Below are 12,657 nucleotides of genomic sequence, written 5' to 3'. Positions count from 1 at the left end.
ACTTCCTCTCTGAATTAATATGGAATTAATACGCAATATACGAACGTATGGTTTCATTGGGAATTCTTAGGCACGGTTATCTGCTTGATTGCTAGCCTGTAGAAAAGAAAAACCACCAAGCGATAGTTGCAAGGCGGTGGGGGCAATTAAATCCTATGTATAAGTCTCAATGAACAAATGTTTGCTTTACCCTTTTTGACATTAGGAAATAACAAATCCACAAGCCAATCCAAAGCACTTTTATTGAAACACCTGTCATAAGAGAACTTTGAGCAGCGACTTTATACGACAAGAAAAAATTAACACCAAATGCAATTAAATTAAGAACTTCTAAGCCAACAATGACCTTTGGAACATGCTTTTTCTTGCTCATAATCAATATTAGAGAAGCTATCAAACAAATTAAATGAAGTACATTGTATGAAGTTAACAATAGCAGTTGATTCGTCCACTCAACATTTGATATGCCAACTTTGATGATTAGTAAATACGAATAGCAAATAAAGAAAATAGCGATTATACATGTTGCACTGTAAATCAATAGCCATCCTCGTATTGGCAATGAATCAACACTATCCTCTATGCTTAAATCAAATTCCACAATTTCGTTGTCACATTTAGGACAATGACTTATTCCTGATTCTAACTTACTTTCACACCAAGGACATACAACACCTCTGTCTTCCTTCACTTTATTACCACTTTCTATTATTGTATCTTCACTTCCTAACTCCTTGAGCAACAAAGATACTTCATATTCCAAATTAGGAAATTCGACACTTAGCCACAAAAGCCCGTTTTTTGATGGGATGTACATGGCTTTCATATTATCCTTATAATGACTCACCCATCGCATAATTCCTTCTACATCACTAATTCCCAGGAAATAAAGTGGTTCTAATGCTTTTACCAGTAAAGGTTGAATGATTGTGGGTCTAAAGTAAGCAATTGATGACATAAAAGAAAAATACCCTTGAGCAGCTGCTTCACAGGTCTGACTTGGTATCCAGTTATTAAACTCTTCAATTATTTCAGCATCACTTAATAATGATACTCCTAGCTCAATTTCTCTTTGTATGAGTGATAGATCCTGAAATTTTGTTATTACAATACACTCCTCACAAATAAGGCTTTCCTTCCATTGCTGATTAAGACCTCTCCTTGCCAAGCAATTCAATTACCCTATCCAGTTTCTTGCCCATTTCAACATCGTGCTTCCTCTTCCAATCAAAGTATCTAATGCCGCTTATCAACGCAGCGAACAGCAAGATAACCATCAGTAAAGAAATTAGTTGCATTACAGCAGTTGTTAGCGAAAATGAATACTCCATCTCATATTTCTCCTTCTCGACATACTTCTCCATATCTAATGTTTCAATGCATCCTTGTTCGCATTCTGGACACGTAACACTTTCATTTGAGTTGGCACCTAGAACTTGCCTTCGATTTTTCCAAATATAACTACAATATCGCGCAACCATTGATCAGTAGAAAGCTTATTAGGGTCAATAGTCCACTCAATTAGGGCACTAACAGACATTCTTTCCGTAACTTCTTAGTGTGTCCGACTTGTTAGTTGAATCACTTTCTCTCTAGGGAGCTTCCGCTTCTCAATGCTTTGACCACCAATATTAGCGTAAATACTGCAATGCCAACAAAGATAAATATTCCAAGGGAAAAGTATGCGTAGCCAAGGAAATTGTTGGGTTCCTCACCTTCACAAGCACAGGCAAAGGATGGTATCGCATATGTGAAAGTCAAAAAGCATACGAACATAACAATGAGTACAAACCAAGCTGATCTCTTTAGACTCAATTCTCTTCTTCCTTTCCCCTCCAAGAGTCTCTACTCCCTTTTTATCCCTATTGTACCATTGGCGTTTCTATGTTGGTGATAAAGGATTATTACTAACACACGTATACAAATTCAACAACAGCGGATTATCAATCTGCCTCTCATAGCCATCCTCGTTGATGAACCGTCCCATACTCGGGTCATACCAACGCGCACGCAAATACTGCAAACTGGTCGTGTCATCGTACACCTCACCGCTATACTTAAACGGTTGCGGCGTATTCTCCTGCTGGCTCACAATATTTCCAAAGATGTCTAAGATTAAAGACTTAGATATCGAGATATCGACACTTATTAAGCCATAAAGAAAAGCACTGTACTTTACGCAGTGGTCACTGAAGGAGTCCGCTTTTCTTAAAAAAATAAAATATCAGAAAAAACGAGCCTCTAGAATCGCTTCTAAGGCTCGTTTCGTATTAAGGGAGCTATCTTTGCCCCTAATTTCTGAGTTTTTCAAAACCATTGGGTTTTCAGTGGCCTCTTCGGAGATAGGGTCTTTTTTTTTATATCCATTAGTTTGTTAAGCATCGTTGTAGTACTAGTTTGATTAGTTATAGATTAGTTCATTAACAAGGACCAACTACAGTCCAGACATCGTTTGGACCACTTTTCAGATCCGGACGCTCGTTTTGTGTCCACCATTTCGCTTGATATTTCACTCCGTAATAAGCTACAATGTCACCTACCGAATAAGCGGTTGAAGCGTTCCACGGTGCAGGACAATTAAGAATTTGAACAGTTACTGAGTTGCTTGCGGCTGATAAATTATTAAATCCATCTCGCGCCTTGGCCGTAATGGTATGCGAACCAGGTGTTAATCCGCTGATGCTGGCCGAAGTGTTTCTAGCCCTTAATTTAGTGATTGGATCGTTATCTACGTAGACGTCGTAGCCGATCAGACCGACATTGTCTGTAGAGGCGTTCCAAGTCAGGTCTATGGCGTTATTGGCAGTATCAGTTGCAACGAGGTTGGTCGGTGCAGTCGGTGCACTCGTATCGTTGGGTACATTTCCCGGTGTAGGCAGATTCGTTATAATCTCCTGTAAGTTAGGCAGGGAGCCGATTCTATCACTCGCTGGATCTGACGTCGGCACATTGTACGGCAGCCATCTCAGTAGTCGACGAATCTCCGCAGGTGTATACGGCACACCAAATTTAGCTTTAGCGATCCCTTGCAACTGGATGATTGTGCCTACAACGACTGGTGAAGCGGATGATGTGCCGTTGAATGTGTCTGTATACCCAGTTGTCGAATTAACACTGGTCGAATCTAAGGTGGCGACGTTCTCACCATAACCGTAAGCGTCGATCCGGTTCCCCTGGTTACTGAAGCCGAGTCTATGGTGAGGCACCGTCGACGAGCCTGCGCCAACCAGTATGGATCCGGAGTCTTTGAAATCCGGATTATTCGGGTTGAAGGTGTATTTGTTATCCCAGGTTTTGTACAGGTCAAGATCCACATTGCCGTTACCTGCAGCGGCTACTACAGTAATGCCAAGGCTCGTTGCGTACTTGATCGCGTCGAACTCTGCGGTCTGCACTTCAATTGGCATCCAAGCATTGTTAGAGCCGACTTGTATTTCGAGCAGGATAACGTCACCCGCCGATAGCACTTGCGTTGCGGACAAGATTGCTTCAGTTGTACTCCAATTACCTGCGACACGAACTAAAGATGATGCGTATGGCTGTGCTTTGCTGGCCATCCCGATATTGCCGATAGTATTGTCAACCGCTGATACGACGCCGAGTACGGCAGTACCATGTCGGCCATCCCCGTCATTGGTGGAACCTGGCAGCAACTGCATCTTGTGGGCAGCCAGATCTTCGTGATTTAATGCCCAATTCCACTCGACATCGGCCCACTTGATGCCTTTGCCATCGCCGCCTTCAAATTGCCAAGCGTAGGTAGAGTTAGTACCTGTCGGTGCCGACTGCGCATATCCTTGCAGAGAATAACGCGGATCGTCGCCCGATAGGACTGGTGTTGAGTTCGGAAGGGGTGCGCTCGCAGTCTGTTGAGGTAATCCCGGCTTCTGACTCAAATATGCGTCCTCGACGAGCGAAGAGCTCCGCAGCTTTTGCAACAATTGTTGAACGTCAGCGCCTGCCGGGACTTTCGCCGAGTAGTAGCGTTCGAATACGGCTGCATTCTCATTGGTAGCAAAGCTTGCACTAGGTCGCGGTACGAATTGCGAGAATGATCGACCAAACGATAATTCCGGAACGAACGACAGCGATTGGAGCGTTCCTGCTTTATTTGGAACAGGGGCTTGTGCTCTAAGCTTGACAACAATTTCTTCATAGAATGCTGGAGATACGGTGGAAGTGACTGACGAATTCGTTGGAACGGTCTGCCCTCCCTCTGAGGCGTAAGCTCCAGTTTGCCAAGCGTTTAACGACAATAGCAAAGACGAGACGAGGGCGACGGACAACGTGCTTTTGAGACGGAAATACCTGTGCATCATTTCATCCCTTCCAATTCTATTATTTTTATCAGCTATTAAACGAGTCTGACATTCCTTTAGTATAGTTTTAGGTAAATTTCGGGTCAAAGCTGAAGTAAGCGTAAACAACAATAGAAATATTCATCTATCAGAGTCATGCTTCTAATTGCTTTATTTAACACAGATTTAATTGGGATAAATTAGTTTAATATACTATTAAATTATATTTTCTTCAAATCGTCCTTGCTTTTACGCTCTTTAAGAACAGAAGGCTCGATCGCTCGTTAGATGAAGTCTAATAAATTATTATTTCTGAGTAAAAGTCACGAAATTCTATGAAAAATGATCTTTACTATGCCCCTGTCTTAGAGCAATCAACAACTTGCCTCCAAGCTATTGCCGCGTCACACAGTAACGTAAGAATCACTCTCAAGCCCAACCAGTGAGTGGAGCAGGGAGAGGCATGGGCAATTATTACTCCATTGATTACCTCCGCACATACTCTCTGAGCGGTTATTTACGTTGTTAGTGATACAGCGGCAGAAAAAGAGGAACCGCCAAGCGATATTCGCAAGGCGGTAACATTGTAAACTGCGCATCTTTAAGATTTTTTAAAGCATCAGCTTACTTTGGCGCCCTCTAAAATAATCCATTGGTTAACTTCATCAAAAGCTTTAACTCTAGCTTTGACACTATATCCTGGATATAAGTTTTCGGGAGATGTACTGGATTTGCATTCTGAATAATCAGCTATGCCCATTGCATTCAATTTGTTAAGGTTAATAATCACACCTTGTGGATAGAAGACTTCAATAACTCCATCCACTTCAGTCCCAATTACAAGTAAAGATTTTATTCTTTCCCATTCGAGAATATTACATTGAAGAAGATCAGACCATATTTGTTCAAACGTATCCTTTGTTATTTCCAAATAGACAGAATTTTTATTGTCGAGACCTTGATCAGATAAGAAAAAACCATAACTTTCATGTTTTTGATTTGAAATGATAAAGTCACCCGCAGCCTTCACTACGATTTGCCTAAAGACTGTCCCCTCTTCATCTGCCTCGAAATACCAAGTTTCTATTGGTTGACAAAACTCAAAATAGTTCATAGCATTACTCCTCGTATTGATCAACTTAAATCAGTTTTTACTCAGTAACAAAGTATGAGGCACAACATACACATGTGGTCTTCTTGAAGCATTTGATAAATCTGCATGTATTCCTAACTGTTCGCTTGAACCTAATTTAGATATGATTACATTTACCTTATCAACCACTTGTTTATCATGTTGTGGCGACTCCAACAAGGAATTGATTCTATGTTCAACTCGTCATACATTCGTAACCACACCTCCTAATAAAATTGCTCTTTCATGGAGGTATGAAACTTACCGTACATGGCTAGCAATTTCTTTTCAGTTATAACTTGGTACATCTTTCGTTGTTAGCGATACAGCGGCAGAAAAAGAACAACCGCCAAGCTATACTCGCAAGGCGGTTTAAAACCATCAAAATTTAAAGAAAAACACATTTATCAACCATATCAAGCAGATTTTCTGGACGACTTGTAGGTATAATGACTATTCCTCCATCATTCTTGATTACCTCTAAGATTCTTTCTAATCTAGGTCTTAATTTATGAATCCAATCCTTGTTCAACCAAGGGAAACAGTAAATTTTTTTGTTTTGCGCAAAGCCAATAGCTGCTGTTGCATTCCATCTGTCATTACCAATATGTTTAATTAAATTATCTAGTTTTTCGATAGGTAATCCAAATTGATGAATAATAGAATCAAGCTCAAGCTGCCCTTCTATCAATCTACTCCCACGTAATAGTTGCTTCTTCACAGAGCTTGATTTCTTTCCAAAAATATTGGTAGGTTGCGTATCTTCTCCAACATAACAAGACAATGCTTTCAACATCTCTTGATTCAAAAGAGTATTGTTAAGTTTCGCTTCCCCACTGAGTATACTCCCTAATCCAGAAAGTGCATAAGAAAGCCCCCACCCTCCTGCTCCGCAGTCACTTATGATTCCATATGCATGGCCTCCGATAAAATCATAGGAAAAGTCATGACACAAATCTCTCATTTTTCCGTAATTACTTAATATAGGATCATCAATGCTACATAAATTATGCACGCTTACTTGAACCAATTCCAAGTCGCTGGATTCCACCATACCGATCCAAACCCCACTTCCTGTGCATTTAGAATCTCAAAAGATCCTGGCCTATTACTCACTCTTGCAATATATCTAAGACTTTCATCAACGCCGTTATCTACTACATTAAAGTAATCTATCTTTGTTTCAAATTTTACAATGGTTTCAGCTTTGCTTCCTAAGCCTGCCAATTCTGCTTGAGCTTTTGTAGGAAGTTCTTTAAACACATACTGATATCCTGCTTCCCACATGCTCTTGGTATAGTCCCCTAACTTACCAGAACTGATTATTGATGCAGCATTTGTTTTAGTTGTGACATGATAGAAGGTAAATGTGGCACCAGACGCAACTCCTGAAGAAGTAGTTCCAATAGCAGCAGTATCAGCCGCTGCAGCAACAGCAGGCCATGAAAATACAGCCCCTACAAGCCCAGCAAGAAGCCCTCCATTAAATACAACTTCATTTGTTAAATTAAATCTCGAGCTCCCTGAATCGATTTCTGATAAAGTGTATACTTTCTTAGACTCATTTGGATCGATAAAATACCTTTGATCACTGAGTTGTTGTTTTGCCCAGGCTGCAGTACCATCATTACCTTTTGCTAAATTAATTAGGTAGTTATATTGGTTCTGATTAAAGTTTGCATTATATCGTAGGGTCAACATGAGTCAGAGGGTTATTTTCCACATAAGTAAACCTATTCAAGCTCAGTGGATTATTAACCTGCCCACCATACGAATCCTCCCCAACAAACCTCCCCATACTTGGATCATACCAACGAGCCCTCAGATATTGCAACCCAACCTTGTCATCCATCATCTCGCCGCTATACTTGAACGGCTGTGGTAGATTCTCCGTCTGACTTACAATATTCCCGAATATGTCATACGAGTACGAATTAAGTTTCGTCCTCCCCGTGCTATCCATCAAGTTTACCACGTCACCGTGTCCGTTTTATCTATGGTATCTTTAAAACAATCAATACCGCGGCAGAAAAAAGAACCGCCAAGCGATAGTCGCAAGCGGTTGGAAAATAAGTTCTCATTATAACTGTTTTGTATATTTACTCCAAGCATCTTCAAATTCTGAATGTTTAAGTTCTTTAGCATAGAAGCCCGGTGTCTCATTAATACTCTCGACACTGGGAATAGGCTTATCGGATAAACCAGTTCCGCCAAATTCCAATATTTCTGTGGCAAACCCAGTATGTCCATTGGAGAAAATTTCAATCTTTCGAACTTCATAGTGTTCCGAATCAATTTCTGAATAGATTATCGATGGAACGAGCATAGAAGTTTTGTGAATTTCGACTATCATATATCTCATTGTTTGACCTCCTTTACTTTGTTTGAGCCCCAGAGTCTACGAGTCGCCCCTCTAATGGTAACGGCAATGGGTTAAGGTGTACATAAACATAAGGTCTTCCATATTGAATAGGTAAATCTGTAACATCAACAGCAATATAATAACTGACACTATCTGTTTGATACGTATTTCTATATAATGCTTGCGACAAATCTCTTTTTGTCATTGTATTAGGTGCAATATCTGTAAAGTATTGACCGTCTCCATAAGCCGCGTCTCTAGGCCGCTTAGCTTTTGTAGAAGGCCACAGTACCATTGAACTTAATATTCCTTGGTATCCAGCAAGATCTGTATAATGATAAAGTATCCTTTTTTTCTTTTCCTCTTCATCTTTATTTGGCTGAGCGTCAGGAAAAACTGGTGGCGTTACTCTTCGGTTAGGTTCAGGTTCAGGATCAGGTGAACTGCTTTTCCCTCCTGGTATTACCTTTAAGTCTGGCTTAGATGGCACAGAAACATCAGGTACTTCTTTTGGAGCTGCTGATCCAAAAGCTACACCTGCTCCCACAGCCGCTGTTCCTATTAATGCATCAATAAGTGCTTCTAATCCCCATATCACACCAACTACGCACCAAGGGCAATGACCACTTGGGTCAGTTTTCGTTAAAGGATTATTCTCCACATAAGTAAACCTATTCAAGCTCAACGGATTATCAACCTGCCCAGCATACGAATCCTCCCCAACAAACCTGCCCATACTAGGATCATACCATCGAGCCCTCAAATATTGCAGCCCAACCTTATCATCCTGCATCTCGCCGCTATACTTAAATGGCTGTGGTAGATTCTCCGTCTGACTTACAATATTCCCCCAAATGTCATACTGGTACGAATTGAGCTTCGTCTTCCCCGTGCTATCCATCAAGTTTACCACGTCGCCATGTCCGTTTTGAAGATAGTACGCCTTACCTTGACCATCCTCGCGAGCTACAAGTCCTTGTCCACGAATGTAACGTGCTTTCAGCGTTGCTACTCCACCTGAAACGTTACCTTCCGCGATAACCTGTGAACCATCCCAATAGTATCTGGTTGTTTGCCCATTCTCCGTCCGCTCCCACAGCAACCCGTCACCGTTGTACTTATAAGATACGTTGCCTCCGCTCGCCAAAGCAACGTTATTCAGCATGTCCCTTTTATCAAACGTACGAGTTGAATCCGGACTATCAAATGGATTATTTGTCGTCATGCTGGTACGGTCACCACGATTATCGTATCCATAATTCTCATTAAACTGATCCGATGTTGAGATACGATTAAGTGCGTCGTAGTTGAAGTTATTCGTCGTCCCATTTTCTGTTTTTGTCTTCTGATTTCCGTTGTTATCATAGGTATAGGCGAATGTATTCAGCGTTGTTCCATCAGATTTTTTCTCAATTAGAGACCCAATTCGCAGCCCATCATATCCAAATTCTGAAGTAACTCCATTTCGCTGTGTAATCTGCTTCAGCAAGCTATTGTTAGTATACGTGTACTTTGCATCGTAATCTGTTGTCTTAGTTGTCTCCGTATCTTTTAGGAAATCAGCAGATGGCGCAACGATATCCAAACGATTGCGTGAATCATAGTGATAATACGTATTCACACCAAACGGATCGTTCATGACAAAGCGATTGCCTGCAGCATCGTAATCATACTTGATGGTTTTTCCATCAGGGTAGGTTTGTGTATGTAATGCACCCGTTGAAGAATTAAAGGCATATTTCGTCGTACCAGTACCATCGTTCATTTCTGTGCGGCGGCCTGCTAAGTCGTATTTGAATCCAATCGTTTCTTCCCCAGCTAAGGGATTCCAAGCGGCATCCGTGACTTCTTTCTTGCTGAGGAAGTTCCGATTGTCAAATGTATACTTAAACCCATTACCATTACGATCTAACAGTTGAGTCTGATTCCCGTTCGCATCATAGAAAAACTTTTCCACTTTACTATTGGCATCCGTCGTTTGAATCAATCGGCCGATCTCATCGTACTTCTTAAGATTAATTTTACTATCTGGATAAGTTACTTGTAACAAATTGCCAAGATTATCGTACTGATACCCTGTAGGCTCATTCTTCGCATTCAAAACACTTGTCAGACGACCTATCGTGTCGTAGCTGTAGGTGGTTGTGTTCTGCGGCGTTACATAATCTTTGGCTGTAAGCACATGACCCACATGATCAAAGGTGAACGAGCCAAGCGTCGTTGTTTTGGTTCCGCCAGCGAGCTTTTTCGTTTCTTCCTTACTTGTTGTGCGGCCACCTTTATCGTAGTACTCCTTGATTGTGTATCCTTCTGCATCGGTGCTTGCCTTGGTGTTGTTAATGTCATCATATAGCACACTTGCTGTAGAAATGTCTGGGTAGGTAATCAGATTCTGACGACTCCACTGATCATACCCATAGCTTGACTTGTTACCTAATGCATCTTCTGTCCACGTTAAACGGCCAAATTTGTCATAACCATATTTTGCTTTAGACTTGTAGATACCACCCTCGTTTAAACCCGCATCCACTTTCCAACCGATCGGATTCCATTTTGTGAGAGTTTGAATACCTGTTTCATCTGTCTGTTGAACCTGATTCTGGAAATCAAAGTAATCCACTTTTACGAAACTGTTATCTGGATGAATAGCTTTCGTTACGCGACCAATCGCATCGTACTCATACGTCGTCCTGAAGGTTTTACCATCAATAAACGTTTTGAGTTGCCCATTAGCCGTATTGTAGTCGTACTGCTTAATGATCGTTGACGGAGCACCATTAACGTCTTTTACGGCAATGGTCTGCTTGGTCGGATAGGCTCCAGAGTAAGGAGCAGCCGCATTGTACTCTGTTTGGAAACTGACATAGTTTGTCGCGTCCTTCTTAACTCTTGTCTGCCAAGCATTACCGAATGAATCATAATTTTCGTTAATGGTTTCTTGTAGCACTGCACCTGTTAAACTGCCATCACGCACACGAACCGTTGTTACATTACCATGAGTAGCATCTCGGACATATTCCGTGTATTGCGTCTGAGTTGTCGATACGGGTTTGGACACACCGACAAGCAAATGGGATGCTGCATCGTACGTATACGTCGTAGTAACTCCTAACACGTCCACGGAGCTTATGACATTCCCATAGTCATTATAAGACAGGGAAGTGTTACTAATATTGGAAGTGGCATTTCCAGAAACAGCTTTCGTCACTTTTGTAGAGATTGGTGATGTCCAGCGTCTGGCCTCGTCATAGATATAGTCTGTCGTGTTGGTATACGTCTGTCCATTGGAGGAAGACGTAGTAACCACGTTAGTGTTATAGAAAACAGCTGGCGTATTCTCATCGATGTAAACTTTCTTGTTCGTAAATGCGGTCTGTGTAAGACCATCATTTACAGCAACGGAGAAAGAGAAGCTCGTATTATAAGAACTGCCAATGTCACTTAATGGGAATGTAATATCTTTGTGATTAACCGTTTCGAGCGTATTATCACTTTTTGTGAATTGGTCTTCACGTGATTTTACCCGGTATACTTGGTTAACTGAACCCACACCTGTGAACCGAGTCATTGCGCCATCTTCGTAGGTGTAGATGGATTTGGAACCAGTAGGATGAGTAACTCCTGTAAGTAACGCATAAGGATTGCTTGTATTAGGTGTCGTTCCAACTAAGTTAAATTGAGCGTCCTTTATGCTGTAATCAAACGTCGTTGCACGTCCAACCGCGTCTACAACTTGGCTTAACAATTCTTTGCCATTCATAGATGTTTTGTAGTAAGTGACGGTTTGTGTCCCTTTCGTTATGACAACAGATGATGTGCTATAAGTGATGGTAATCGTATTGCCAATCGCATCCGTGATTGTGCTAAGTACAGACCCATAACTGGCATCATTGGTATAAGTAAAGTTAATTACATTCTCATAGGCATCAGCAATTTGGATTAACTGACCTTGCGAATTAAAATACTGACTAACTTTCTGTAGGGAGGTTAGCACATAAGCAGCAGTCTGGCCATTCCTTGAGGCTGAGCTCGTTGCAAAAGTAAGGTCTTTCCATGGATAACCAACTAAGTTATTAGTGGCATCGATTTTATAAACCCCTGATCCTCCAAGGTGGAGGAACTTATTACTTCCGCTAGATTCTACATAGGAGATATTCCAAGTCCACCCTTTACCAATTGGAAATAGCTTTTCATCATTAGGTTGCAGGGTTCCGTTGGAACTTCCATAGCTAACCATTTGGTTAAACTGTGACGAGGCACTATCGTACGATCTGGCTAAGGTAAATCCAAGTCCATTACGACCCGGCAGGCTCATATCAGCAGCCTGCATGGAAAGTCCGCCAGAAAGCGTAGATACGGTTTCCTGATCTAGTTTAACCGAGTATGGAGCTTCATCAGGATGTGTGTTCACGTAACTGTAATCAGGCACAGGATTTGGGTCAGACATTGCAGCCAGTGACCTGCTGAGGACTGGAACTGATTTTACATTATAGCTCTTATCTCCAAGTTCACTTTTTACGATACTCTTAGCTTGCTTCGAGTTATTTACGCCACGAGGACTGACCTTTTCTAAACTCGCCTGTAAATCGCTTTTCGTGTTTTTCTGATCTTTCAGTGCCTTTTCAGCATCGTCTAACGTGTAACCTTGATCTAAAATGCCTTGAATATCAGCATCTGAGATGGAGTAGGAGTCTTTCAGTTTCTTTTTCCAATTCTCAGTCGTGTCGAACTGTTTCTTCTCTTGCTTATCAGCAGCCGCGGCGTAAGAAACTACGCTTTCAAGCGGTAGACTTGATAGTAATAGAGTTGAGAGCACGGTGATAGAAAGTACTCTCGTTAATAGTTTATTCAAAAGGTTTGTTCCT

General features: G+C 41.4%; 10 protein-coding genes. All 10 read right to left on the bottom strand.

The features are described from left to right. Positions 1-166: 166 nt before the first annotated feature. Positions 167-1,168: a DUF2569 family protein gene (locus tag GK047_RS20400; protein WP_163951054.1), complete on the bottom strand. Its 1,002-nt coding sequence runs from the start codon at positions 1,166-1,168 to the stop codon at positions 167-169. After that, a complete protein-coding gene (locus tag GK047_RS20395) occupies positions 1,149-1,364 on the bottom strand; it encodes a DUF4083 family protein (protein ID WP_163951050.1) in 216 nt (71 codons plus the stop codon). Before GK047_RS20395 ends, GK047_RS20400 begins: the two co-directional genes overlap by 20 nt. Before the next feature lie 518 nt (positions 1,365-1,882). Further along, complete coding sequence (locus GK047_RS20390) at positions 1,883-2,116, bottom strand: RHS repeat-associated core domain-containing protein (protein ID WP_481856031.1); 234 nt, start codon at positions 2,114-2,116, stop codon at positions 1,883-1,885. 304 nt (positions 2,117-2,420) lie between these two features. Next, positions 2,421-4,319, bottom strand: a complete 1,899-nt coding sequence (locus GK047_RS20385; RefSeq protein WP_163951044.1) for a S8 family serine peptidase — start codon at positions 4,317-4,319, stop codon at positions 2,421-2,423. Between the two features lie 598 nt (positions 4,320-4,917). After that, positions 4,918-5,412: a hypothetical protein gene (locus GK047_RS20380; protein WP_163951041.1), complete on the bottom strand. Its 495-nt coding sequence runs from the start codon at positions 5,410-5,412 to the stop codon at positions 4,918-4,920. A gap of 406 nt (positions 5,413-5,818) precedes the next feature. After that, positions 5,819-6,466 carry a hypothetical protein gene (locus GK047_RS20375; RefSeq protein ID WP_163951038.1) on the bottom strand — a complete coding sequence of 216 codons (648 nt, stop codon included), beginning with the start codon at positions 6,464-6,466 and terminating at the stop codon, positions 5,819-5,821. Further along, positions 6,448-7,131 carry a hypothetical protein gene (locus tag GK047_RS20370; RefSeq protein ID WP_163951034.1) on the bottom strand — a complete coding sequence of 228 codons (684 nt, stop codon included), beginning with the start codon at positions 7,129-7,131 and terminating at the stop codon, positions 6,448-6,450. Before GK047_RS20370 ends, GK047_RS20375 begins: the two co-directional genes overlap by 19 nt. Further along, positions 7,112-7,405 (bottom strand): RHS repeat-associated core domain-containing protein, encoded by a 294-nt coding sequence (locus tag GK047_RS20365; protein WP_481856026.1) that lies wholly within the window; start codon positions 7,403-7,405, stop codon positions 7,112-7,114. Before GK047_RS20365 ends, GK047_RS20370 begins: the two co-directional genes overlap by 20 nt. Positions 7,406-7,510: 105 nt before the next feature. Then, positions 7,511-7,792: a DUF6881 domain-containing protein gene (locus GK047_RS20360; RefSeq protein WP_163951030.1), complete on the bottom strand. Its 282-nt coding sequence runs from the start codon at positions 7,790-7,792 to the stop codon at positions 7,511-7,513. Between the two features lie 13 nt (positions 7,793-7,805). Continuing rightward, entirely contained in the window at positions 7,806-12,644 is a 4,839-nt protein-coding gene (locus GK047_RS20355) for an HYD1 signature containing ADP-ribosyltransferase family protein (protein ID WP_163951027.1), read from the bottom strand. Positions 12,645-12,657: the final 13 nt, after the last annotated feature.

The organism is Paenibacillus sp. SYP-B3998 (genome assembly GCF_010820665.1).
GTDB lineage: Bacteria > Bacillota > Bacilli > Paenibacillales > NBRC-103111 > Paenibacillus_E.
This window is presented reverse-complemented; position numbering and strand designations above follow the sequence as displayed.